We start from the raw sequence: 25,364 nt of genomic DNA, 5'->3' as shown, positions 1-25,364 counted from the left end.
CCGTGGGGTTCAGCCCACGAGGGAGCGCAGCAGGGGCAGGCCGTCGGCGCTGCCCAGTAGCTCGCTCGACGCCCGCTCCGGGTGCGGCATGAGCCCCACCACGTTGCCGTCGGTCGAGCAGATCCCGGCGATGTCGTCGACGGACCCGTTGGGGTTGTCCACGTAGCGGAACACCACCCGGTCCTCGTCGATCAACTGGGCGAGGGTGTCCTCGTCACAGGTGTAATTTCCCTCGAAGTGGTTGATCGGGATGCGCAGCGTGGTGCCGACATGGACCCCTTCGGTCAGAGCGGTGCCGTACCGGTCGACACGCAGTTCGACGGTGTCGCACACGAACTTGAGACCACGGTTCTTCTGCAGCGCACCGGGGAGGAGGCCCGCCTCGGTGAGCACCTGGAACCCGTTGCAGATGCCCACCACGGCACCGCCGTCGCGGGCGAAGTCGGCCACCGCCGGCATCACCGGCGAGAAGCGGGCGATGGCCCCGGGACGCAGGTAGTCGCCGTGGGCGAAACCACCCGGCACGACCACCGCATCGACCCCGTTGACCGTGGCGTCGCCGTGCCACAGCACCTCGGGCTCGCCGCCGACGAGGGCGACGGCCTCGACCATGTCCTGCTCGCAGTTCGAGCCGGGGAACAGGACGACCCCGACCCGGCGGCTCACGAGCCCGTCCCGGCGGTGTCGACGGCCTCGAGCTCGACCACGGCGTCCTCGATCACCGGGTTGGTGAGGAAGCGGCGGCACAGGTCGTCGACCTCGGCGCGCGCCGCGGCCTCGTCGGCGGCCTCGACGGTCAGACGGATGCTCTTGCCCACCCGGACGCCGCTCACCCCGTCGAAGCCCAGGGTGGGCAGGGCCCGTTCGATGGTGGAGCCCTGCGGATCGGCGATCCCGGGCCGGAGCCGGACCTCGACGTGCACCGAGAAGATCATTGGCAGAACCGTAGCTTCTCAGCCCCGCCAGTCCGACAGCTGCCGACCGGTGATCCACTCGTAGGCCCGCACGTAGCGCTCGGACGTGGCCTCGACGACCTCGGCGGGCAGGGGCGGCGGGGGCGGCTGCTTGTCCCAGTCGAGCCCGTCGAGGTAGTCGCGCACCGGCTGCTTGTCGAACGACGGCGGCGTGGCACCGGGCGCCCAGGCGTCGGCCGGCCAGAACCGCGACGAGTCCGGGGTCAGCACCTCGTCGGCCAGCACGAGCTCGCCGTCGACGACACCGAGCTCGAACTTGGTGTCGGCGATGAGGATGCCCCGCTCGGCCGCCCACGCCGCGCCCCGCCGGTAGAGCTCGAGGGACACCGCCCGGGCCCGCTCGGCCATCTCGGCGCCGACGAGGTCGACCGCGGCCGCGAAGGAGATGTTCTCGTCGTGGCCGGCGTCGGCCTTGGTGGACGGCGTGAACACCGGCTCGGGGAGCCGAGCGGCCTCCAGGAGACCGGGCGGGAGGGCCTGGCCGTGCATGGTGCCGTCGGCGCGGTACTCCTTCCACGCCGACCCGGTGAGGTAGCCCCGCACGATGCACTCGATGGGCAGCATCTCGGCCCGCCGGCAGAGCATGATCCGGCCCTCCCACTGCGCCAGCCGGGCAGCCGGGGGGAGGTCGTCGAGCCGGGTGGAGAGGAGGTGGTTGCCCACCACGTCGGCCAGGTGCTCGAACCAGAAGGCCGACATGGCGGTGAGCACCCGCCCCTTGTGGGGGATGGGCTCACCCATCACGACGTCGAAGGCCGAGAGGCGGTCGGAGGTGACGAGCAGCAACCGGTCGTCGCCGGCGTCGTAGATGTCGCGGACCTTCCCCGAGTAGAGGTGGGGCAGCTCGATGGTGCTCACGCAGGCTCCAGAGGTCTCGGTGGGGTCAGAGGATGTCGGCGGGCCGGTAGGCGGCGGCATCGGGGTCGGCCACGACTAGCGCCTCGACGGCAGCGACGACCGCCCCCACCTGCCGGGGAGCGGCCCCCACGAAGTCGAGGGGGCGGGCCATCACGCCGGCCAGCTCGTCGGGGGCCAGCCCCAAGCGGGGATCGGCGGCGAGCCGGTCGAGCAGGTCGTTGCCCTCCGCCCCCTCCTCGCGCAACCGCAGGGCGGCGGCCACGGCGTGCTCCTTGATGGCCTCGTGGGCCTGCTCCCGCCCGACCCCGTGGCGGACGGCGGCCATGAGCACCTTCGTGGTGGCGAGGAACGGGAGGTAGCGATCGAGCTCGCGGGCGATGACCGCCGGGTAGGCGCCGAAGTCCTCGAGGACCGTCAGGAAGGTCTCGAACAGCCCGTCGATGGCGAGGAAGGCGTCGGGGAGCGCGACCCGGCGCACCACCGAGCAGCTCACGTCGCCCTCGTTCCACTGGTCGCCGGCGAGGCCGGCCACCATCGTGAGGTGGCCGCGCAGGATGGCCGTGAAGCCGGCGATGCGCTCACAGCTGCGGCTGTTCATCTTGTGGGGCATGGCCGACGAGCCGACCTGGCCGGGCCGGAAGCCCTCGGTGGCCAACTCCTGGCCGGCCATCAACCGGATGGTGAGGGCCAGGCTGGCCGGACCGGCGGCGGCCTGCACCAGGGCCGACACCACGTCGAGGTCGAGCGACCGGGGATAGACCTGGCCGACGCTGGTCAGCACCGCACCGAAGCCCAGGTGCTCGGCGACACGGGCCTCGAGGGCGTCGAGGCGCTCCTCGTCGCCGTCGAGCAGGTCGAGCATGTCCTGTTGGGTGCCGACCGGGCCCTTGATGCCCCGCAGCGGGTAGCGAGCCAGCAACTCGTCGACCCGCTGGAGCGCGCCGAGGAGCTCCTCGGCTGCGCTGGCGAAGCGCTTGCCGAGGGTGGTGGCCTGGGCCGGCACGTTGTGGGTGCGCCCCGTCAGCACCGTCTCGGCGTGCTCGGCCGCCAACTGGGCCAGGCGGGCCGCGGCCGCCAGCATGCGGCCGCGCACCACCTCGAGCGCGCGCCGCACCTGCAGCTGCTCGACGTTCTCGGTGAGGTCGCGCGAGGTCATGCCCTTGTGGATGTGCTCGTGGCCGGCGAGGGCGCAGAACTCGTCGATGCGGGCCTTCACGTCGTGGCGGGTCACCCGCTCACGGGCATCGATCGAGGCCAGGTCGACCTGGTGGAGCACCGCCCGGTAGGCCGACCGCGCCTCGTCGGGCACCTCGATGCCGAGGTCGCGCTGGGCGTCCATGACCGCCAGCCACAGCTCGCGCTCCAGCACCACCTTGTGCTCGGGCGACCACAACCGGGCCATCTCGTCGCTGGCGTAGCGGGCCGCGAGGACGTTGGGCACGGTGGTGGGTGACATCGTTCTCCTGGGATGGGCCGTTCGGCTCAATCCTGGGCCGATACCGTGCTCCAGGGTAAAGCAACGGGCTCCCCCCGCCGTTGAGTAGGAGAGGAGCATCGCGACACCTTCGTCGCGCCGCCTCCGTCGATCGAGCACCCCATGCCGCTACGCCGCTCCACGCCGACCCGACCCACGCTGATCGACACCCATTGCGTGCGGCACCAGTTCGAAGAGGCGATCGACCGGTGCCGGGTCTGCGACGAGCCGTTCTGCGGCGAGTGCCTCGTCTTCGCCTTCGGCGCCGAACATCCGCCCTACTGCCTCAACTGCGCGCTCTCCGCCGCCGGGGTCCGAGTCCGCGGTGCCCGACCGGCGAAGGTGTCGCGGCGCGAGCTGCGCCGCCGCGAGAAGGAAGCCGCCGCTCGGGCCAAGGCCGAGGCCGAGAGCCCACCGCAGCCCCCGATCGACTGGTCGTTCCCCGGCGCCGAGGAAGGGTCGGCCGACTCCTTCTCCTTCTTCGACGAGCCCTTCGGCTCGTCCGACGACGACCCCAGGTGAGCGCCCGGCCCGGCCCGTCTCAGGGCCGGCGTACGGCCCGGAACCGTCGGCCCCACGACGAGTACCGCACGATGCAGACCACGGCCCGCACCCCGTCGCGCCAGCCGATCTTCTTGCCCTCGTCGTAGGTCCGCCCCGAGTAGGAGATGCCGACCTCGTAGATGCGCCAGCCCCCGGCGGCGACCTTGGCGGTGAGCTCGGGCTCGATGCCGAAGCGGTCCTCCTCGAGCACCAGGTCGTCGAGGACCTCGCGGCGGAAGGCCTTGTAGCAGGTCTCCATGTCGGTGAGGTTCAAGTCGGTGAAGGCGTTGGAGAGCAGAGTGAGGAAGCGGTTCCCGACCGTGTGCCAGAAGTACAGGACGCGATGGGCCTCCCCGCCGCTGAAACGAGAGCCGAACACCACGTCGGCCCGGCCGTCCAGCAGCGGGCCGAGCACTGCGCCGTAGTCGGCCGGGTCGTACTCGAGGTCGGCGTCCTGCACGATGACGAGCTCCGACCGGGCCTCGGCGAACCCCCGGCGCAGCGCCGCACCCTTGCCCTGGTTCACGGGTTGGAGCAGCACCCGGATCCGATCGTCGGCGCCCGCCAGCTCCTCGAGCACGTCACGGGTGCCGTCGGTGGAGCCGTCGTCGACGATGACCACCTCGGCCGTGTACGGGCTGGCCACGACCGCGGCCAGGCACTGGGCGACCGTGGCCACCTCGTCGAAGCAGGGCACCACCACGCTGAGGCACCGCGGCGGGTCGCCCGTCGCTCCCGACGACGGTGCCCGACCGGTGGCCCGACCCGTCCGTTCGCCTGGCGTGCTGCTCACGTGACCACCTTCTCCTCGCGACCCCGGCCCCACCTCCGCCAGGCGGCGTCGACGGCCACCGCCACCAGGAGGTACAGGGGGCCTTCGGCCGTGGAGCGGAAGCGGGTGGCACCGTAGAACACCACGACGGTCACCACGACGACCACCACCGGCGCCAGCAGGGGCAGGACCAGCCGACCCCGCCGGCGCAGGACGACGGCCCCGGCGGCGGCGGCCGCCAGGGTGACCGGCACGGTGACGATGCCGACGGTCGCCACCCACGAGCTGACGCCCTCGGTCTCGGCGTCGAGGTCGCGCTGCTGCCCCGGACGGAAGACCCCGGCCACCCGACCGAGGCGGGCGGCGACCACGACGGGGAGCCGGTCGAGGTTCTCCCGGGCCACCCGCAGGCCCTCGTCACGGGCCACCGCGTCCATGCGCTCGTCGCCGAGCTCGGTGATGCCGGCGGCGTCGAGGACCCGAGGCGCGCAGTTGAAGTCCCAGTACCCGATGTAGGTGCCCTCGAGGGTCGTCTCGCAGTACGACCCCGCCAGGGTTCCGCCCAGGTTCTGGGAGAGCAGCACCGGTTCGTCGAACCGGGCCAGGTTGAAGATCACCCAGGGGGCGATCACCAGCAGCGCCGCGGCCCCCGACGCGGCCATCCAGCCGAGTCGGCGCCACATCGACGGCCCCGTCGACCACCAGGCCAGCGGGGCGACCAGCAGGGGCAGCAGCAACAACAGCTCGGGGCGGGCCAGGGTGGCGGCCCCGATCACCACGCCGATCGCCACCAACAGCCAAGGCTGGTGCAGATCCCAACCGCGGTAGGCCAGGGCCACCACGACCAGCACCAACAAGATCACCGCCACCTCCGACAACAGGGCGCCGTCGTAGCGCCACGTGTTGGGCGCGAAGGCGATGAGCGCGGCGCCGAGCAGGCCGGCCCGGTCGCCGGCGATGCGCCGGCCGGCCAGCCCCCCGACCACGATGGAGCCGATGCCCAGGAGCGATCCGGCGAACAGGTGGGCCGTGACCGAGGTCAGCCCGACGAGCGAGAAGAGCGCCAGGTAGAGCAGGTAGAGCGGGGGGTGGTCGGCGGTCTCCACCGCCCGACCCTCCAGCAGCAGGGCGAACGGGTTCACGAAGCCCTCCCCCTGCGCGAGGAGGTTGGCGCCGTGGTGGTAGTAGAAGCCGTCGTTGAAGACCTCGGCGTGGCGACGATCGAACCAGATGTAGGCCCAGCGCAGCACGGCGCCGGCGAACGCCAGCAGCCCCAGCCCCATCGCGAAGCGTCGGGTGGCCGGCGTCCACCGTGGTGGCGGCGTGGCCCGGGACCCGAGCGTCTCGGGGTTCGTCGCCATGGCCGCCAACGTAGCCAGCGGCCTCACCGGAGCTCGGTTCCGTGCTGCCGAGGGCACCGCCCGGGGGTGGGCCGGGCCACCCTCAGCGCTACGATCCTCACCCCATGTCAATGCCGTCCGTGATCGACGAGGGCACTCGAAGCGCCCCACAGGACGTGGCGGCCGACCCCCCTCCCCGGCCCGCCGGGACGGGCGGTCACCTGCCCCGCAACCGGGCCCTCGACGGCCTGCGCGGCCTCGCCGTGCTCGCAGTGGTCGTGTACCACTTCGAGCCCGAGCTGGTCCCGGGCGGCTACCTCGGCGTCTCCATCTTCTTCACCCTCTCGGGCTTCTTGATCACCAACCTCCTGGTGTCGGAGTGGACCGCCACCAGCTCCATCGACGCCCGGCGCTTCTGGGCCCGGCGGGCCAAACGCCTGCTCCCCGCCGCCTTCGCCGGCATCGCGGTGGCCATCGCCATCACCATCGTCGCCGGCGACGGGCACCAGCTGCGCACCCTCGGCGGCGACGTCACCAGCGCCCTCGCCTACGTGGCCAACTGGCACTTCATCGCCCAGGGCCAGGAGTACGGCGCCAGCTTCGAGAGCCCGTCGCTGCTGTTGCACTTCTGGTCGCTGGCGATCGAGGAGCAGTTCTACCTGGTGCTGGGCACGGCGGCCTGGCTCATCGCCCGCCGGGCCCGACGCAAGCGGGCCTGGTGGATCCTCACCGGCGCCATCGTGGCCCTCTCGGTCGTCTCCACGGTCTGGTTCAGCTGGAACGACGACATCGACCGGGTCTACTTCGGCACCGACACGCGCTCGTTCGAGCTGGCGGCCGGCATGGCGCTGGCCCTCGCCGTCGGTGCCACGTTGCCGTCGCGCCTGCGGCGCCGACACGCCGACGCGGACGCCGACCCCGACGGCGACGGCGAGCCCGACAGCACGGGCCACAGCCGGTTGCTGGTCACCGTCCTCGGCGCCGTGGGCCTCACCGCGCTGGTGGTGGCCATGTTCACCGTCGACGACCGGTCGATCCTGCTCGTGCGGGGCGGGCTCCCCCTCGCGGCCGCCCTCACCGCCACCGTGCTGTTGTCCATCCTCGGCCGAGGTCCGCTGGCCCGGGCCCTGTCGTGGCCCCCGCTCGTCGGGCTCGGCCTGATCAGCTACGGGGTCTACCTGTACCACTGGCCGCTCATGGGCCTCATCGACACCGATCGCACCGGGCTCGAGGGGTTCGGGCTCTTCGCGGCGCGGGCCGCGGCCACGCTCACCCTGGCCCTGGCGTCCTACTGGCTGCTCGAGCAACCGATCCGCCAGGGACGCTGGAAGCTCACCCCGTGGCGGGTGGCTCCGGCGCTCGTCGTCACCATCTCCGCCCTCCTCGTCGGCGGCTTCTGGGCCAACTCCCTGGCGGCATCACGCGACGTCGTCGCCGAGCAGCCCGACCTCCTGGAGGCGGTGGCCCCCGAAGCGGCGGCACCGGTCCCCGGTCCGCTGGTGCCCCTCGAACGGGTCCTCTTCCTCGGCGACTCCCTCGTCCACCAGGGCTTCCCCACCATCGAGCAGGTCCTCGCCGACAGCGGCATCGCATCCATGGCCATCGGCGGCCCCGGCGAGAACTTCCTCACCGACGACGGCGCCTGGCTCGACGACCTGCGACAGGGCATCGAGGCGTTCGACCCCGACGTCGTCGTGCTCGAGGCGTGCTGCGGCAGCGACCTGCGGCGCGGCAACTCCGATCCCGTCACCGACTGGCCCGCCACCGAGGACGCCGCCCTGTGGACCCAGCGGGCCGTCGCGGCCACCGACATCGCCCGCGAGGCCGGTGCTCTCACCTTGTGGATCCTCGCCCCCGACGCCGCCACCAACGGCTTCTACGGCCCCATCGAGGACCGGGTCCGCTACCTCCGCGACTTCTACCGCCACGTGGTGGAGTGCCGTCCGGGGAGCGGCTTCGTCGACTGGGGGCCCATGACACCCGACGGGGTCTTCACCCGCACGCTGCCCGACGCCACCGGCGCCGAGGTGGAGGTGCGCTCCGCCGACGGGCTGCACTTCACCCCCCAGGGCGAGCGCATCCTCGCCGAGATCACCCGCAACGACGTGCAGACGGCGTGGGCCGAGATCCAGCGCGACGTCCCGATCGCCGCGACCGCGTCGGCCGACGCCTGCGCCGACGTGGGCGGGGTCGTGACCCAGCCGCCGCCCGTCGTGCCCCCGTCGGTGCTGTCGGTCCCGGCCACCGTGCGCGCCACCGCCGACGTCGGCGGCTGAGCACCCCCACCCCCACGCCGAAGAGAACGAACCTGTCGGACTGGAGCGCCACCCCCCAGCGCCCAAGTCCGACAGCTACGCGGGGCGGGCCGCGGGCGGGCTCAGGCGGGGTGCTGCGGGCTCGGGGTGGCTACTGCCCGGCGGCGATGTCGGTGCGGTGGTGCAGGCCCGGCCAGGACAGCCGGGCCACGCCCTCGTAGGCCCGGGCCCGGGCCTCGGCGATCGTGGCCGCCTGCCCGGTGACCGCCAACACCCGACCGCCGGCCGTCACCAGCCGACCGTCGGCACCGGCACCCACGCCGGCGCAGAACACGCTGACACCCTCGAGGGCCCTCGCCTCGTCGAGCCCCTCGATGGCGTCGCCGCTGCGGACCTGGCGGGGGTAGCCCTCGGCGGCGCACACCACGGTGACCGCGGCCCCGTCGTCGAAGGTGGGGGCCTCCTCGATCGCACCAGCAGCCGCGGCGGCCAGGAGGGCCCCGAGGTCGCTGGTCATCCGGGGCAGCACGACCTGGGTCTCGGGGTCACCGAAGCGCACGTTGTACTCGAGGACCTTGGGGCCCGCCGGGGTGAGCATCAGCCCCGCGTACAGGACCCCCCGGTAGTCGATGCCCCGGGCCCGCAGGGCGGCCAGGGTGGGCTCGACCGCGTCGCGCATCACCATCTCGACCACGTCGTCGCCGGCCACGGGCACCGGTGAGTAGGCGCCCATCCCGCCGGTGTTGGGGCCGGCGTCGCCGTCGCCGACCCGCTTGAAGTCCTGGGCGGGGGCGAGGGCCACCGCCCGGGTCCCGTCGCAGACGGCGAGGATCGACAGCTCCGGCCCGGTGAGCCCCTCTTCGATGACCACGGTGCGACCGGCGTCGCCGAACGCCTCGCCCGAGAGGTAGTCGCCCACCGCGGCGCGGGCCTCGTCGAGGGAGTCGGTGACGACGACGCCCTTGCCGGCGGCCAGACCGTCGGTCTTGACCACGAACGGCGGCGCCATCGTGGCGAGGAAGGCCAGGGCGGGGTCGAGATCGGTGAAGGTGCCGTGCGCGGCGGTGGGCACGCCGGCCTCGACGAGCACCTCCTTCATCCAGGCCTTGGAGCCCTCGAGGCGGGCCCCGTCGGCGCCGGGGCCGAACACCAGGCGCCCGGCCGCCCGCAGGCGGTCGGCCAGCCCGTCGACGAGCGGCGCCTCTGGTCCGATCACGAACAGGTCGGCGTCGATCTGCTCCGGAGGCGTGCCCACCGAGCCGGGGATGCCCGGGCTGCCCGGGGTGACGACCACCTCGTGATGGCGACCGAGGACGGCGGCGAGCGCGTGCTCCCGGCCGCCGGAACCGACGACGCAGACCTTCATGGCTGGGGGACCTTCCTGGGGGATCGGTGGTTCACGCGTCGAAGTGCAGGAACTGCTCGCGACCGGGACCCACCCCGACCAGGGTGATCGGCACCCCGACCTGCTCCTGGAGGAAGGCCACGTAGTCGAGCGCCTCGGCCGGGAGCTGGTCGCGGCGGGTGATCGACGTGAGGTCGGTGCGCCACCCGGGGAACTCGGCGTACACGGGCTTGGCCTTGTGCAGCACCGACTGGTGGTACGGCAGGTGCTCGAAGCGCTCGCCGTCGAGCTCGTAGGCGACGCAGACCTTCACCGTGTCGAGGGTGTCGAGCACGTCGAGCTTGGTCACCGCCAGCTCCGACAGCGAGTTGAGGCGCACCGCGTGGCGCATCATCACCGCGTCGAACCAGCCCGTGCGCCGACGCCGCCCGGTGTTGGTGCCGAACTCGTGGCCCCGGTCGACGAGGAGCTCGCCGATCTCGTCGTCGAGCTCGGTGGGGAAGGGGCCGGCGCCCACCCGGGTGACGTAGGCCTTGGCGATGCCGATGACCCGGTCGATGTAGCGAGGACCGACGCCGGCTCCGGTGCAGGCCCCACCGGCCACCGGGTTCGAGGAGGTGACGAAGGGATAGGTGCCGTGGTCCAGGTCGAGGAAGGTGGCCTGGGCGCCCTCGAGCAGCACGTGCTGGTCGGCGTCGAGGGCGTCGTGCACCAGGTTGACGGTGTCGGCGATCATCGGCGCCATCCGCTCGGCGCACTCCCCCAGGTACTCCTCGGCGATCTCGTCGGCGTCGAGGGGCAGCTGGTTGAAGACCTTGGCCAGCACGGCGTTCTTCTCGCGCAGGACCCCATCGAGCTTCTCGCGGAAGATCTTGGGGTCGAGGAGGTCCTGCACCCGCAACCCGACCCGGGACGCCTTGTCGGCGTAGGCCGGGCCGATGCCCCGCTTGGTGGTGCCGACCTTGTTCTTGCCCAGGCGGCGTTCGGTGAGCTTGTCGAGCTCCTGGTGGTACGGAAGGATCAGGTGGGCGTTGCCGCTGACCTTGAGCCGGCTGGTGTCGACGCCCTTGGCGGCGAGCACGTCGAGCTCGGCGAGCAGCACCCGCGGATCGACCACCACGCCGTTGCCGATCACCGGGGTGATGTGGTCGTAGAGGATGCCGCTGGGCACCAGCTGCAGGGCGAAGCTCTCACCGTCGACCACGATGGTGTGGCCCGCGTTGTGGCCGCCCTGGTAGCGCACGACGAGGTGCATCTCCTTGGCCACCAGATCGGTGAACTTGCCCTTCCCCTCGTCACCCCACTGGGTTCCGACGACGACGGTGGCTGGCACGGTGTGACTCCTTGATCGGTTCCCTGCAGGACCGCTGGGCGGGCGCGCGGACGCGATCGGCCAGCTGCAGGACGAAGGCGAAACCGTAGTCGGCGACACGGTCGGGCGTCGAAAGCCGCCGCGCTGCTTCGTGACCGGGCCAGCCTGGTAGAACCCGGGCGTGGCTGCCCATGCCCTCCGCCGTCCTTCGGAGGCCGACAGCCCGGCCGAGGCCACCGTCCCCCGCCACCAGGGGCTCGGCTACCGACCCGGGCTCGACGGCCTCCGTGGGCTCGCCGTGGCAGCCGTACTCGTGTACCACGGGGGCTTCGACTGGGCTCAGGGCGGCTTCCTCGGCGTCTCCACCTTCTTCACCCTGTCGGGCTTCCTCATCACCACGCTCGCCCTCGACGAGCGCCTCGAGACCGGCACGTTGTCGTTGCGAGGCTTCTGGCGGCGGCGCTTCCGACGCCTGCTCCCGGCATCGCTGGCCGCCATCGCCCTCGCCGTCGTCATGGCCCTGGCCGTGGGCGACACCGTGCAGCGCGAGAACCTCACCGGCGACGTCGTCGGGGCGCTCGCCTACGTGGCCAACTGGCGCTTCTTGCTCTCCGACCAGTCCTACGCCGGGCTCTTCGCCGAACCGTCCCCGCTGCTGCACTTCTGGTCCCTGGCCATCGAGGAGCAGTTCTATCTGGTGTTCCCGTTGCTGCTCGGTGGTCTGTGGTGGCGAGGACCCGCCCGCTACCGCCGCCGCCGCCACGCCGACCGAGGATCGCGCGACGTCGCCCTGGTGGCCGCCACCTTCGGGGTCCTCGCCGCCGGCTCCGTGGCCCTCACCCTCTTCGGGGGCCTCGACGACCAGGACGTCTACCTCAACACCGCCACCCGCTCCTTCGAGGTGCTGGTCGGCTGCCTGCTCGCCGTCGGCGTGCACCGCGCCACCCGCCGTCGCTGGCTCGACGGCTGGGGCGCCCCCCAGAAGGTGCTGGCCGCCGCCGGCGTGGTGACGCTGGCCGCGGCGATCGCCAGCTGGAGCCTGGTGGCCCAGACCGACAGCCGCCTCTACGACGGCGGGTTGGCGGTGTACGCCCTCGCCTCGGCCGTCACCGTCCTCGCCGCCGCGCTCGCCGCCGGCCCGCTGGCCGTCGGGTTGGCCGCCCGGCCCCTGGTCCACCTCGGGCAGATCTCCTACGGCGTGTACCTCTACCACTGGCCGATCTTCCTCTGGTTGCGCCAGGGCACCGACCTCGGCCCGTGGCCCCGGTTCGGCATCGGCGTCGCCCTCGCCCTCGCCCTGGCCGAGATCTCGGCCCGCTTCCTCGAACGGCCCGTCCGCACGGGGGCCGGCTTCGGACGGGTGCGCCCGTGGCTGGTCGCCCCGCCGGCCATGGCCCTGCTCATCGCCGGCGCGGCGTGGACCAGCGCCACCGCGCCGCCGCCCACCATCGACTTCGCGGCCGCGACCGACGCCTTGAACGAACCCGCCCAACCGCCACCACCGCCGCCGTCCACCACGATGCCCGAGACCACCGCTCCCGAGGCCACCGTGCCCGCGCCCCCGCCGTCGGCGCGGGTGGCCTTCTTCGGCGACTCCACCGGGTTGATGACCGGCTACGGGTTCGCCGACTGGTTGGCCACCACCGGCCGGGGGATCACCGTGCCCGGAGGCGCCACCCTCGGCTGCAGCATCATGGGCCCCGACGAGCTGCGCCTCGGCGAACGCGTCAGCACACCCCCCGGTGGATGCCCTCAGTGGCCCGCCACGTGGGCCGAGGCGGTCGCCGCCAGCCAACCCGGGACCGTGGTCGTCCAACTCGGTGCCTGGGACGTCCAGGACCGGCGGATCGGTGACGACCCCGAGTGGCGCGGCCCGGGCGACCCCGTCTTCGACGAGCGGATGCGCCAGCGCATGCTCGAGGCGGTCGACGTCCTGAGCTCGGGCGGTGCCACGGTGGTCTGGCTGCTGGCGCCGGTTCCGTCCGAGGGGCGCGCCGGGCGGCTCCCGGACCCCGCCTACGACGCCGTCGCCCCTCGGATGGTGCGCATCAACGAGCTCGTGGCGGAGGTGGCGGAGCTGCGCCCCGACGCCGTGCGCGTCGTCGACCTCGCCGGTTGGTTCGAGGCGACCGGTGAGCAGGACCGCCTGCGGCCCGACGGGATGCACTTCAGCCGGGAGACGGCCTTCGAGGTGACCGAGCGCTTCCTGGGCCACGCCGTCCTGGGGCCCGACTGGTGGAACCGACCCACCGAACCGCCGCCGGCCCCGGACGGCACCTGACCACCCGGGGCGGTCGGGTCCTGGCGCCGCCGAGGGCTACGATCACCCGGGGCGAACGCCGGCGCGCGTGGGGTCCCGCACCGGAGGAGCAGCGTTGACCACCACCCGCACCGAGGCATCGCCGCGCGTCGATCGTCGCTGGTGGTTCGGGCTGGCCGCGGTCGCCGCCGCCGCCTTCGCGTGGCGGGCCGTCTACATCCTCGTCTGGCGTCGGGACCACCAGGTGTGGGGCGACGCGTACTTCTACCACCACGGGGCCAACCTGCTGGCCGACGGGTACGGCTTCGTGAACCCGTTCCGGTTCCTCATCGACGGCCTGATCCAACAGGCCGCCGACCACCCTCCCGTCTACACCGTCTACCTGTTCCTCTTCTCCACCCTCGGGGTGCGATCCCCCACCGGCCACATGCTGGCCACCGCCCTGGTCGGCACGGCGTCGGTGGTGCTGGCCGGCCTGATCGGACGACGCATCGCCGGCAACACCACCGGCATCGTCGCCGCCGTGCTGGTGGCCTTCTACCCCAACACCTTCTCCTGGGACGGCATGTTGCTGTCCGAGCCGATGGCGCTGTTCGCAGTGATGCTCACCGCCTTCCTGGCCTACCGCTTCGTCGACGATCCCAGCCTGGTCCGCATCGTGCTGCTGGGTGCCGCCGTGGGCCTGGCCACGCTCAGCCGGGCCGAGCTCGGCCTGCTGGCCGTCTTCATCGTGGTGCCGCTGGTGCTGCGCCGGTCGAACCTCACGAGCTGGCGCTCCCGCATCGGCTGGCTGGCCGCGTCGGGTGCCGCCTGCCTCGCCGTGCTGGCCCCGTGGGTGGCGTTCAACGCCACCCGCTTCGACGAACCGGTGTACCTGTCGTCCGGCTTCGAGATCACCCTGGCCACGGTGAGCTGCGACAAGACCTACTACGGCGAGCTCACCGGCTACTGGAGCCTCGAGTGCGTCTTCGGCTACCTGGAGCCGACCGGCCTGAACCCGCTCAACAGCGACGAGTCCCAGCGGGGCCAGGTGCTCCGCGACGAGTCGATCGACTACATCCAGGAGAACCTCGATCGCCTCCCCACCGTCATCGTGGCCCGCTGGGGTCGGGCCCTGGGCCTGTGGAACTTCGAGCAGAGCGTGCAACTCGACAGCTTCGACGCCGGCCGCACCCTCTGGGTGGCCTGGGCGGGGGCCGTCTCCTTCCTCGTCATGGCCCCGCTGGCCGTGGTCGGTGGCCTGGCGCTGCGGCGCAGAGGGAAGCTGGTGTACCCCCTGGCCGCACCGTTCCTCACCGTGTGGTTCACCGCCACCGTCACCTTCGGCCAACCCCGCTACCGCGCCCTGGCCGAGGGGCCGCTCGCCGTCCTCGCCGCCGTGGGCCTGGTCGCCATCGTCGCGGCCATCCGCCGGCGCACGGCCGGCGGTGACGCCACCCCCGACGGCGACGCGCCCCCACCTCCCGCCGCCCCACCCCTCTCCGGAGCCACCGTCGGCGCCGGCCCCGATCCGAGCCCAGAGACCAGCGACCATGTCTGAGACCACCGCGCCCCCCGACCCGGCGACGGCCGGCACCCCGGTGGAGGCCGACCCGACCACCGAACCACCGGCCACCCGTGGCCTGCGCGAGCCCATCGTCGCTCGCGACCGCCGCTTCTACGCCTGGCTGATCGGCATCACCCTGGCCGGGCTCGTCCTGCGGGTGGCCTACGTGTGGATCTGGCGTCGCGACATGGTCGTGTGGGGCGACGGCTACTTCTACCACCACGCCGCCAACCTCCTCGCCGGCGGCCAGGGCTGGATCAACCCGTTCGCGTACTTCCTGCGCGACTCGGTGAACCAGGCCGCCGACCACCCACCGCTCTACATCCTCTACCTCGGCGGCTTCTCGTGGTTGGGCCGCACCGGGGTGACCTCCCACCTGCTGGCCTCCACCGTCATCGGGGCCGGTTCGGTGTTCCTCTCGGGCCTCGCCGGCCGCCAGATCGGCGGTTGGCGCCTCGGGCTGGTGGGCGCCGGCGTGGTGGCGGTCTACCCCGGCGTGTGGAACTGGGACGGGCTGTTGCTGTCGGAGACGATGGCCATCTTCACCACCGCCCTCACCATCTGGCTGGCCTACCGCTTCTGGCGGGCGCCCGGGCTGTGGCCGGCGGCCGCGGTCGGTGCCGCGGTGGCCCTCGCCGCGCTGAGCCGCGCCGAGCTGCTGCTGCTGAGCGTGTTCGTGATCGTGCCGCTGTGCCTGCTCGCCGGCACGACCCCCTGGCGCGACCGGATCCTGCGGCTGGGCGCGGCGGCCCTGGCCTGCATCGTGGTCCTCGCCCCATGGGTCACCTACAACATGACCCGCTTCGAGCAGCCCGTGCTGTTGTCCAACGGCTTCGAGATCACCCTGGCCACGTCCAACTGCGAGTACACGTTCTACGGGCCGACCACCGGGTACTGGAGCCTGCAGTGCTCCCTCGACTACCTCGAACGCAATGGGTTCGACGAGGCCACCGGCGACCAGTCCGTGCGTGCCGAGATCCTGCGCCGCGAGACGCTCGACTTCATGGGCGACAACCTCGATCGGCTCCCGGTCGTGGTGCTGGCCCGCTGGGGTCGCATCACCGGGCTGTGGAAGCCGACCCAGCAGGTCGAGCTCGACGAGTTCAACGAGCGCATGACCCCGTGGGTCATCCAATCCGCGGCCGTCACCTGGTATCCGGTCGCCGGCCTCGCCATCGCCGGAGCCGTGATCCTGCGCCGGCGACGGGTGCCGATCTCACCCGTGCTCGGTCCGGTGCTGGTGGTGGCCGTGGTGGTCACCATGTTCTTCGGTCAGGCCCGCTACCGCGCCGTCGCCGAGGGGGCCATCGCCCTCATGGCCGCCGTCGCCATCGAGGCGTTGTGGTGGCGGTGGAGGAGCCGGCGGGCGACCTCGGCCCCGGCCGACGCCGACGACGACCCAACCGGCGAACCCATCAGCCACTGAACCCCCGAACGGGTCAGCGGCCTCGCGACGTCGACACCTGATCGAGCAGCCACGGCCAGATCCGCTCGACCGACGTCCGACGGTCCCAGTGCACACCGTCGAAGGTGCCACCGAGCGGCCCGCCGTCGCTCCCCGCCGTCTCGGCCCAGCCCCCGAGGTCAGCGACGACCACCCGCAGCCGATCGCGGGCGATGCGTCGTTGGAGGTCGGCCACCACATCGGTCGCGACGACGATCCGGTGCCAGGCTTCGTCGTCGGGACTCCCGGCGCCGACGTACTCCGAGCGCGTCGGGAGCACCGGCGTGGTCCACACCACCCGGGCGTCGGGGGCGTGAACGGTGATCCAGTCGAGTCGTTCGTGGACCGAACCGGGCCACCAGCGCTGCCACGCCTCGTCGGTCGGCACGGCGAATTCCTCGGGGGCGGCATCGAAGGAGCGGGGGATCCAGACGGTCGCCCCACCGACGATCCACACGACCACGTCGGGCGCGCCGTAGGCGGCCAGGGCCTCGCCCCACCTCGTCGGCCAGTCCTGGCAACGGGGGTTCTCGTCGACGGCGCGACCCTCGTAGCGCAGCTTCACCACGCCGCGGCCGCCCTCGCAGGCGGGCATGGCCAGGTCCACGACGACCATCTCCCCGTCGGAGCCCGCCTGGGGGTAGGCGGCGGTGGGCGCCTCTCGACCCCACAGCAGCTCGTGCTGCGGGTCGCGCCGGCCCGTCACCCAGTCGAGCAGCCCGTGGGCCTGGGAGTCCCCCAACACCCACACCACGGATGGTCCGGCAACCGCAGCGGGCGCGGCGGGCGCCGGGGGTGCAGCTGACTCCGGAAGCGACGCCGCCGCGGCCGCCTCCTCGACCGCCCCGAGCACCGCGCTCGGCGGAGGAGCCCCCGGGTCGACCGCGCCCCCCGCGGTCGACGGGGCCGGCGACTCGAGGTCCCTCGGAGGAACCGTGACGACCGACGAGGCGCTCGATGCGTCACCGGCGCCGAACCCGACGGGCGCGATCGCCACCACGGCGACCAACGACACGGCGACCACCCCCGCGACGAGGGCCCGAGGGGTCGCGACCAGGACCCGACGCGACCGGATCGGCGTCTCGACCAGGCGATAGGAGAGCTCGGCGAGGGCGAGCGTGACGACCACCTTCACCGCGCCGGGCGCGGGCATCCATACCTCGATCGGCCAGTGGACGAGGTAGATGCCGTAGGAGCGCTGTCCCAGCCATCGGGGCACGGCGGTGCCCAGCACCCGGGTGACGGGCACCGACGCCGCCCCGACGATGGCCACCGCCGACACGCAGGCGAACATCACGAGGAAGCCCCGCTGGGCCACGACCTCGTCGTAGTCGAACCACCGCGACGACGCCACGACGGCGACGACGGCGACCGCGCCCATCGTCGCGGCCACCCAGCGCACCACCCGGCCCTCGACCGCGGCCCGCACGCGGTCGACCGGCACCACCACGGCGAGGAGGGCGCCGACCAGGATCTCCGCCGCTCGGGTCAGGGTCGACAGGTAGGCCTCGGCGGGGGCGAGGGCGCCGCTCAGGTTCAGCGCCACCGACCCGGCGAGCAGGACCCCGACGACGACGCCCAGGCCACGTCGCCCCGCCCGCAGGGCCACCACGGCCACGGCCGGGAACACGACGTAGAACTGCTCTTCGATGGCGAGCGACCAGAAGTGCTCGATGGGCGACGGCTGGCTGAACAGCGCCCCGTAGTCGCCTCCGGTGGCGATGAGGTACCAGTTGTAGACGTAGGCCAGCGCGGCGACGATCTCGTCGGCGAGGTCCGCGGGGCTGGTGAGCCAGATGGCCAGCACCGCCACCCCCGCGAGGGTGACGAGGGCGGCGGGGAGCAGCCGCCGGAACCGGCGGCCCCAGAAGGCCCGCAGGTCGACGCGGCCGTGGCGCTCGTGCTCGGCCAGCAACAAGCCGGTGATCAGGTACCCGGAGAGGGTGAAGAACAGCGAGACGCCGAGGAACCCACCGGGCAGGACCTCGGGCCAGAAGTGGAAGACCACCACGAGCACCACGGCCAGGCCGCGCAGACCGTCGAGACCGGACAGGTGGACCCGGCCCGGACCCGCGGCGACCGGTGCGCCAGGCGCCGTGGACTGCCCCATCTGACCGCTCTCCCCCCGGTGGACGACCGAGGCGAGACGGTACTGCGGCGGCGCGGACGAGGTTGCGCACCCCTGCCGGGACCCGGCGAACGGCCCGGACGCGACGGAGGGGAGCCCTCTCGGGCTCCCCTCCTGTCACGGTTCACCGGTCGGGGCTGGCCCCCCGACCGGTGCGGTGCCGGCCGGCGCTACGAGCGGCGGCGCCGGGTGGCCAGCACCAGACCGAAGCCGGCGGCGGCCAGGAGCAGGCCGAGGCCCAGCGTGCGCACCACGTCGCCACCGGTGTACGGCAGCGCCCCGGTGGGGCTCACCGCGGTCGGCGTCTGGGTGACGCCGGCCACCTGGGCCGTGCTGGGGGTGGTGGGCGGGGCCGGGTCCTCGCAGTCCAGGGTGATGGTCTGCGAGCTCAGGACCTCATCGCCGTCGGAGACGGTGATGGTCGCGGTCTCGCCTTCCTCCATGGGGACGAGCACCCGCACCTCGTCGCCGGGAGCGACGACCTCGGTGGCGATGACGGTGTCGCCCTTGCGGACGGTCATCTCCGTGGGGTTGGTGCCCGGGTTGCCGAGGACCACGACCACGCCACCCTCGGCGCACTCGACGCTGATGCCCAGGACCTCGGGCTCGGCGCAGAGGACGGTGACGGTCTGGTCGAAGGACTCGACCACCTCGTCACCCTCGATGACGTCGACACCGAAGGTGTACTCGCCGTCGGCGACGTCGTCGTAGACCACCTCGAGGGACTCGCCCGGCTCGACGGTCACGTCCTGGGAGGTGCCGTCGCGGGGGTCGGTCACCCGGTAGGTGATCGGGAGGTTCTTGGCGTCGACGCCCTCGTTGCCGAGCACGATGGTCACCTCACCGCCGGCGGCGGTGCACTCGACCACGCTGTCGACCTCGGGGATGCCGGGGGCGTCGCAGGCGACGGTGACGGTCTGGTCGACGTCCTCGCCGTCGGCGGTGACGGGGTAGGTGTGGGTGCCGTCGGGCACGGACTCGAAGGTGACGAGCTTCTCGTCACCGGCGGCGACATCGCCTTCCCAGGCGATCTCACCATCGAGGTCACGGACCACGTAGGCGACCGGCTTGGCCTTGCCCGGCGTGCCGGTGTTGGCCAGGGTCAGCGTGACCGTGCCGTCGTTGTCGGCGCACTCCACTGCGGAGGTGACCTGGGCGGTGCCCGGGCCGTCGCAGTCGACGGTCACGGTGACGTCGTCGGGCTCACCGTCGGCGAGGACCGGGAAGGTCCAGGTGCCATCGGCGATGCCGTCGAAGGTGACCACGTGCTCGGCCCCCGGGGCCACGTTGCCGGCCCAGGCGATCTCACCATCGAGGTCGCGGACCACGTAGGCGACCGGCTTGGCCTTGCCCGGCGTGCCGGTGTTCTTCAGGGTGAGGGTGACGGTGCCGTCGAAGTCGACGCACTCCACCGAGTCCTCGATGACCGGGGTGCCGGGCCCGTCGCAGTCGACGGTGACCGTCTGGTCCATGTCCTCGCCGTCGGCGGACACCGGGTAGGCGTGCACGCCATCGGCCACGTCGGCGAAGGTGACGACCTCCTGCTGGCCGGCGGCGACGGTGCCCTCCCACTTCGGGGAGCCGTCGGTGTTCTTCACCACGAAGGCCACCGGCTCGGCCTTGCCCGGGATGCCGGTGTTCTTCAGGGTCAGCGTGACCGTGCCGTCGAAGTCGACGCACTCGACGAGCTTCTCGACCACCGGGGTGCCCGGGCCGTCGCAGTCGACGGTGAGGGCGAGGCTCTCGTCGTCACCGTTGGCGGTGACGGGGACCGTGTAGTCGCCGTCGGCCAGCCCGTCGAACTCGATGATCTTCGTCTCGCCGGCCTCGAGCGAGCCGTCGAAGACGACCGCGTCGGTGACCGGGTCCTTCACCACGAAGGCGACCGGCTTGGCCTTGCCCGGGGTGCCGGTGTTGGCCAGGGTGACGGTGATGGTGCCGTCGAAGTCGATGCACTCGACGTCACCGGCCACCGACGGGGTGCCGGGGGCATCGCAGTCGACGGTGACCGTCTGGTCCATGTCCTCGCCGTCGGCGGACACCGGATAGGTGTGCTCACCGTCGGCGACGCCGGTGAAGGTGACGACCTCCTGCTGGCCGGCGGCGACGGTGCCCTCCCACTTCGGGGAGCCGTCGGTGTTCTCCACCACGAAGGCCACCGGCTCGGCCTTGCCCGGGATGCCGGTGTTCTTCAGGGTCAGCGTGACCGTGCCGTCGAAGTCGACGCACTCGACGAGCTTCTCGACCACCGGGGTGCCCGGGCCGTCGCAGTCGACGGTGACGGTCTGGCTCTTGTCGGTGCCGTCGGCGGTGACCGGGAAGGTCCACTCGCCGTCGGGCACGCCGTTGATGACGACGGGGACGGAGTCACCGGCGGCGACGTTGCCGTCGTAGACCACGGCGCCGCCGAGGTCCTTCACCACGTAGTGGACCGGCTTGGCCTTGCCCGGCGTGCCGGTGTTGGCCAGGGTCAGCGTGACGGTGCCGTCGAAGTCGACGCACTCCACCTTCTCGGTGACCTCGGCGGTGCCGTCGGCGTCGCAGTCGACGGTGACGGTCTGGTTCTTGTCGACGCCGTCAGCGGTGACCGGGAAGACATGGACGCCGTCGGGCACGTCGTCGATGGTGACGACCTGCTGGGCGCCGGGGGCGACCGGGCCGTCGAACACGACGTTGTCGCCGAGGTCCTTCACCACGTAGTGGATCGGCTTGGCCTTGCCCGGCGTGCCGGTGTTGGCCAGGGTCAGCGTGACGGTGCCGTCGAAGTCGACGCACTCGACGTCCTGGAGCACCTCGGGCGTGCCCGGGGCGTCACAGGAGACGGTGAGTCCCTCGATGGTCAGGTCCTCGTCGGGCTGGCCGGCCACCTTGGCGGTGACGGGCACGTCGTAGGTGCCGTCGGGCACGTCGGTGAAGACGACGGTGTCGGTGCCCTTGGCCCCGACGACCTTGGACGTCACCTCACTGGTGACGGGGTTGGTCACGTCGAAGGTGACCTCGCCGTAGCCGGTGTTGTTCAGGGTGACGGTGATGGTGCCGTCGTTGTCGACGCACTCGACCGCGGCACTGGCGCCGGGATCGGGGACGCAGCCCTCAGGGGCGGCGACGGTGAAGTAGGCACCGAGCCCGTTGTTGCCGTTGTGCGGGGGACGCGGCTGCGGCCCCTCGTTCTTGTTGTTGCCGGCCTTGATCCAGACCTCGGCCACGGGGTTGGCCGGATCGTTGGGGATGACGTAGGTCTTGCCGCTGAGGCCGTCGGCCTTCTCGGACGGACCGGTGACGCCCTGCCAGACGATGTTGGACAGGTCCTTGCCGTTGGAGGTGATGGTCACCGTGTCGCAGGTGACGTCGATCGTGAACGTGGAGTAGTCGGACCAGGAGCCCTTGGCCTTGGCGTTGGCGGAGACCGTGCCACCGCCGGCGAAGATCAGCTTCTGGGCGTTGGGGCGCAGGAAGACGCGGCCGCTGGCCGTGGCTTGGCTGACCGTGCCCGTGAGCTCGGCGGGTCCGCCGGGCTGGTCGGAGTAGACGCACACCTGGGCGTTGCCCCCGGTGAGGGTGACCGAGGTGATGGGTGCGGCACCGGCGTCGCAGACGCCGCCGGCGGCAGGGACGATCTTGGTGCCGGCCGGGATGCTGCCGCCGAGCGACAGCGCGACGGGGCCGGGGGCGGTGGACGAGACGTTGTAGACGAGTCCGGTGCCGGCTTCCTCGCTCTGGTCGGCCGGCGCGATGGACAGCGTCGGGGAGGGCTCGGGCACGTCCTGGGCGTTGGCCAGGATCGAGCTGTAGAGGTCGCGCACGGCCTGGTTGTTGCCCGACTGGTTGCCCAGGTCGAGGTTGAACCCGTCGCTGAAGTGCCAGATGGCGGCCTGCACGGCCTTGGCCACGTCCTCGGTGCGGTTGGCCGGCACGCTCGGGTCGTAGTTCTGGAGGATCCAGGTGATCTTGCCGAGGTTCGGCACGGTCGCCTGGTTCCAGGTGCCCTCGGTGTAGGTCTTGTTGTTGGCCAGGTTCGTACCGAGGTCGATGCAGTACGCGTAGGCGTCGACCGAACCGTTGTTGTCGGTGTCGACACCGATCAGCCCGGCGTAGAACGTGCGCTGCTGGCCGTTCCACGTGCCGAACACGTTGCCTCCGACGGAGACGCCCTTGGGCACCACCTCGGAGTTCGCCGAGGCCGGGCTGGCGAACCCGACCATCAATGAGGCCAACAAGGCGAACAGGGCGAAGATCGCTCCCGCCCGTCGCTTGTGCCTCGCGTCCAACTGTGACATCCGCTCGTCTCCCGTTGCATGGTGCACGCGGGCGACGAAATGCCCGCGCGCACGTCCAGGTGCGTCGGGGCCGGGTTCGCTCTAGCTCCTCGCCGGCCTAAGCGACCAATGACGTCCGGCGGATCGTTGCTTCCCCAGGTTTCGATCGGTCCAGGTCACGAAACCCACGAGCACCGTACCAACGGATCTCACGTAGGGGAAGCGGAATCACCACTCTGCGTCCACAATGAACCGTTCGACCCATGACCGTGGAGCCCGTGCCCCGGACGCGCCCGTCGCCCGGGCGGACCCGGACGACGGATGGGGTTGGGGCTCGGCGGCCGTTGCCGGGCCGGGTCAGCGCAGCACGACGGCACCGTCGGCGTCGGTGTCGACCACCACGGTGTCGCCCTCGCCGTAGGTGCCCTCGAGCAGAGCCAGGGCCAAGGCGTCGCCGATGCGGCGTTGGATGACCCGCTTGAGGGGCCGGGCGCCGTAGGCGGGGTCGTACCCCTCGGCCGCGAGGGCGGCCTTGGCCGACGCGGTCACCTCGAGGGTGATGCGGCGCTGGGCCAGACGACGCACCAGCGACTCCAGCTGGATGTCGACGATGCGCTCGAGGTCGCCCTCGGTGAGCTCCCGGAAGCGCACGATGTCGTCGATGCGGTTCACGAACTCGGGCTTGAAGTAGTCCTTGGGCTCGCCCGGCAGGTTCGACGTCATGATCAGCACCACGTTGGTGAAGTCGACCGTGCGACCCTGGCCGTCGGTGAGGCGACCGTCGTCGAGCAACTGGAGCAGGACGTTGAACACGTCCGGGTGGGCCTTCTCGATCTCGTCGAGGAGCACCACGGCGTAGGGCCGTCGGCGCACGACCTCGGTGAGCTGGCCCCCTTCGTCGTAGCCGACGTAGCCCGGGGGCGCACCGATGAGCCGGCTCACGGAGTGCTTCTCCATGTACTCGCTCATGTCGATGCGGACCATGGCCCGCTCGTCGTCGAAGAGGAAGTCAGCCAGGCTGCGTGCCAGCTCGGTCTTGCCCACGCCGGTGGGGCCGAGGAACAGGAACGAGCCGATGGGCCGGTTGGGGTCGGAGAGACCGGCCCGGCTGCGCCGGATGGCGTTGGCCACGGCCACCACGGCCTCCTCCTGGCCGATGACCCGTTCGTGCAGCACGTCCTCGAGGCGGACCAGCTTGGCCATCTCGCCTTCCATCAGCCGGCTGACGGGCACGCCGGTCCACTTGCTGACGACCTCGGCGACGTCTTCCTCGTCGACCTCCTCCTTCAGCATCTTCTGGGCCGCCTGCAGCTCGTCGAGGGCCACGGAGGCCTCGGCGACCTGGCGTTCAAGCTCGGGGAGCTGGCCGTAGCGGATCTCGGACGCCTTCTCGAGGTCGGCCTCTCGCTCGAGCTCGAGGCGTTTGTTCTCGAGGTGCTCCTTCAGCGCCCGGATGCGGTCGATGGCGTCCTTCTCGGCCTGCCAGTGGGCCTTCATGGCCGCCATCTGCTCGTTGAGGTTGGCCAGGTCCTCGTCGAGGGCGTCGAGGCGTTCGGCCGACGCGGTGTCGGTCTCCTTCGCCAGGGCCACCCGCTCGATCTCGAGCTGGCGGATGCGCCGCTCGACCATGTCGATCTCGGTGGGCATCGAGTCGATCTCGATGCGCAGCTTGGAGGCCGCCTCGTCCACGAGGTCGATGGCCTTGTCGGGCAGGAACCGACCGGTGAGGTAGCGGTCCGACAGCACGGCGGCCCCGACGAGGGCGGCGTCCTGGATGCGCACGCCGTGGTGCACCTCGTAGCGCTCCTTGAGGCCGCGCAGGATGGCGATCGTGTCCTCGACGGAGGGCTGCTCGACCATGACCTGCTGGAACCGCCGCTCGAGGGCGGGGTCCTTCTCGATGTGCTTGCGGAACTCGTCGAGGGTGGTGGCGCCGATCATGCGCAGCTGGCCGCGGGCGAGCAGCGGCTTGAGCATGTTGCCGGCGTCCATCGAGCCCTCGGCGGCACCGGCGCCGACCACGGTGTGCATCTCGTCGATGAAGGTGATGACCTCGCCCTCGGCGTCGGTGATCTCCTTGAGCACGGCCTTCAGCCGCTCCTCGAACTCGCCGCGGTACTTGGCCCCGGCGACCATGGAGCTCAGGTCGAGCGAGATGAGGCGCTTGTTCTTGAGGCTCTCGGGGACGTCGCCCTCGACGATGCGCCGGGCCAGGCCCTCCACGATGGCGGTCTTGCCCACCCCGGGCTCACCGATGAGCACCGGGTTGTTCTTGGTCCGGCGCGACAGCACCTGGATGACCCGACGGATCTCCTCGTCGCGGCCGATGACCGGGTCGACCTTGCCGGCCCGGGCCATCTCGGTGAGGTCGGTGCCGTACTTCTCGAGCGCCTGGTAGGCGTCCTCGGGGTTCTGGCTGGTCACGCGGTGGCTGCCGCGCACCTCGGCCAGGGCGCTGAGGAGGTCCTCGCGCTCGACGCCGACCTTGTCGGCCAACGCCACCAGCAGGTGCTCGGTGGAGAGGTACTCGTCGGTCAGCTCGCGCCGGAACTCGTCGGCCCGATCGAAGGTGGCGGTGAAGTCGCGCCCGACGCGGGACTCACCGCCGTAGGCCTTGGGCAGCGCGGCCAGAGCCTCGTCGACCTTGTTGCGCAGCTGGGCCGGTGCGACACCGACCTTTTGCAGGATGGGGAGGACCACGCCTTCCTCCTGGCCCACCAGGGCGGCCAGCAGGTGCTCGGGCGTGACCTCGGGGTTGTTCGCCGTGCGAGCCGCCGCGAGGGCGGTGTTCACCGCGTCCTGGGTCTTGAGGGTCCAGCGGTTCGGGTCGAGGGCCATGGGGGGTGTCGTTCTCCTG

Annotated in this window: 16 protein-coding genes; 5 read left to right on the top strand and 11 right to left on the bottom strand. The window is 71.9% G+C overall.

The annotated features are described in order from the left end of the window. Positions 1-9: 9 nt before the first annotated feature. The 4 genes from purQ to purB are packed head-to-tail and all read right to left on the bottom strand — an operon-like array spanning position 10 to position 3,288. Positions 10-666: a phosphoribosylformylglycinamidine synthase subunit PurQ gene (gene purQ, locus LUW87_RS11950; protein WP_232671405.1), complete on the bottom strand. Its 657-nt coding sequence runs from the start codon at positions 664-666 to the stop codon at positions 10-12. Further along, a complete protein-coding gene (gene purS / locus LUW87_RS11945) occupies positions 663-935 on the bottom strand; it encodes a phosphoribosylformylglycinamidine synthase subunit PurS (protein ID WP_232671404.1) in 273 nt (90 codons plus the stop codon). Before purS ends, purQ begins: the two co-directional genes overlap by 4 nt. 18 nt (positions 936-953) lie before the next feature. Continuing rightward, positions 954-1,832 carry a phosphoribosylaminoimidazolesuccinocarboxamide synthase gene (locus tag LUW87_RS11940; protein ID WP_232671403.1) on the bottom strand — a complete coding sequence of 293 codons (879 nt, stop codon included), beginning with the start codon at positions 1,830-1,832 and terminating at the stop codon, positions 954-956. A gap of 25 nt (positions 1,833-1,857) precedes the next feature. Next, positions 1,858-3,288, bottom strand: coding sequence for an adenylosuccinate lyase (purB, locus tag LUW87_RS11935; protein ID WP_232671402.1), 1,431 nt, complete (start codon positions 3,286-3,288; stop codon positions 1,858-1,860). 141 nt (positions 3,289-3,429) lie between these two features. Here purB and LUW87_RS11930 point away from each other — a divergent pair, with 141 nt between their 5' ends. Beyond that, entirely contained in the window at positions 3,430-3,828 is a 399-nt protein-coding gene (locus LUW87_RS11930) for a hypothetical protein (protein WP_232671401.1), read from the top strand. Positions 3,829-3,847: 19 nt separating this feature from the next. On the opposite strand, the gene LUW87_RS11925 is transcribed toward LUW87_RS11930, so the two are convergent. Further along, complete coding sequence (locus LUW87_RS11925; protein ID WP_346742557.1) at positions 3,848-4,552, bottom strand: glycosyltransferase family 2 protein; 705 nt, start codon at positions 4,550-4,552, stop codon at positions 3,848-3,850. Between the two features lie 86 nt (positions 4,553-4,638). Then, positions 4,639-5,982, bottom strand: coding sequence for a glycosyltransferase family 39 protein (locus LUW87_RS11920; protein WP_232671399.1), 1,344 nt, complete (start codon positions 5,980-5,982; stop codon positions 4,639-4,641). 104 nt (positions 5,983-6,086) lie between these two features. Between LUW87_RS11920 and LUW87_RS11915 the strand changes: the two genes are divergently transcribed. Next, positions 6,087-8,237 carry an acyltransferase family protein gene (locus tag LUW87_RS11915; protein ID WP_232671398.1) on the top strand — a complete coding sequence of 717 codons (2,151 nt, stop codon included), beginning with the start codon at positions 6,087-6,089 and terminating at the stop codon, positions 8,235-8,237. Between the two features lie 130 nt (positions 8,238-8,367). Here the strand turns inward: LUW87_RS11915 and purD are convergent, their stop codons facing one another. Both purD and LUW87_RS11905 read right to left on the bottom strand, forming a co-directional pair. After that, on the bottom strand, positions 8,368-9,582 hold the full coding sequence (purD, locus tag LUW87_RS11910; protein ID WP_232671397.1) for a phosphoribosylamine--glycine ligase: 1,215 nt from the start codon (positions 9,580-9,582) through the stop codon (positions 8,368-8,370). 31 nt (positions 9,583-9,613) lie between these two features. Further along, complete coding sequence (locus tag LUW87_RS11905; protein WP_232671396.1) at positions 9,614-10,894, bottom strand: adenylosuccinate synthase; 1,281 nt, start codon at positions 10,892-10,894, stop codon at positions 9,614-9,616. Positions 10,895-11,054: 160 nt separating this feature from the next. Between LUW87_RS11905 and LUW87_RS19280 the strand changes: the two genes are divergently transcribed. The 3 genes from LUW87_RS19280 (at position 11,055) to LUW87_RS11890 (ending at position 16,105) form a co-directional block, all read left to right on the top strand. Beyond that, complete coding sequence (locus tag LUW87_RS19280) at positions 11,055-13,154, top strand: DUF459 domain-containing protein (RefSeq protein ID WP_232671395.1); 2,100 nt, start codon at positions 11,055-11,057, stop codon at positions 13,152-13,154. A gap of 94 nt (positions 13,155-13,248) precedes the next feature. Then, positions 13,249-14,673, top strand: coding sequence for a glycosyltransferase family 39 protein (locus tag LUW87_RS11895; RefSeq protein WP_232671394.1), 1,425 nt, complete (start codon positions 13,249-13,251; stop codon positions 14,671-14,673). After that, on the top strand, positions 14,666-16,105 hold the full coding sequence (locus tag LUW87_RS11890; protein WP_232671393.1) for an ArnT family glycosyltransferase: 1,440 nt from the start codon (positions 14,666-14,668) through the stop codon (positions 16,103-16,105). The genes LUW87_RS11895 and LUW87_RS11890 overlap by 8 nt, the downstream gene beginning before the upstream one ends. Before the next feature lie 13 nt (positions 16,106-16,118). Here the strand turns inward: LUW87_RS11890 and LUW87_RS11885 are convergent, their stop codons facing one another. The 3 genes from LUW87_RS11885 to LUW87_RS11875 all read right to left on the bottom strand — a co-directional run bounded on the left by LUW87_RS11885 (position 16,119) and on the right by LUW87_RS11875 (position 25,345). Further along, entirely contained in the window at positions 16,119-18,233 is a 2,115-nt protein-coding gene (locus LUW87_RS11885) for an acyltransferase family protein (protein WP_232671392.1), read from the bottom strand. 188 nt (positions 18,234-18,421) lie between these two features. After that, positions 18,422-22,528: a Cys-Gln thioester bond-forming surface protein gene (locus LUW87_RS11880; RefSeq protein WP_232671391.1), complete on the bottom strand. Its 4,107-nt coding sequence runs from the start codon at positions 22,526-22,528 to the stop codon at positions 18,422-18,424. Positions 22,529-22,864: 336 nt separating this feature from the next. Beyond that, positions 22,865-25,345 (bottom strand): ATP-dependent Clp protease ATP-binding subunit, encoded by a 2,481-nt coding sequence (locus LUW87_RS11875; RefSeq protein ID WP_232671390.1) that lies wholly within the window; start codon positions 25,343-25,345, stop codon positions 22,865-22,867. Positions 25,346-25,364: the final 19 nt, after the last annotated feature.

This window comes from Rhabdothermincola salaria, assembly GCF_021246445.1.
Taxonomy (GTDB): Bacteria; Actinomycetota; Acidimicrobiia; order Acidimicrobiales; family Acidimicrobilacustridaceae; genus Rhabdothermincola_A; species Rhabdothermincola_A salaria.
This window is presented reverse-complemented; position numbering and strand designations above follow the sequence as displayed.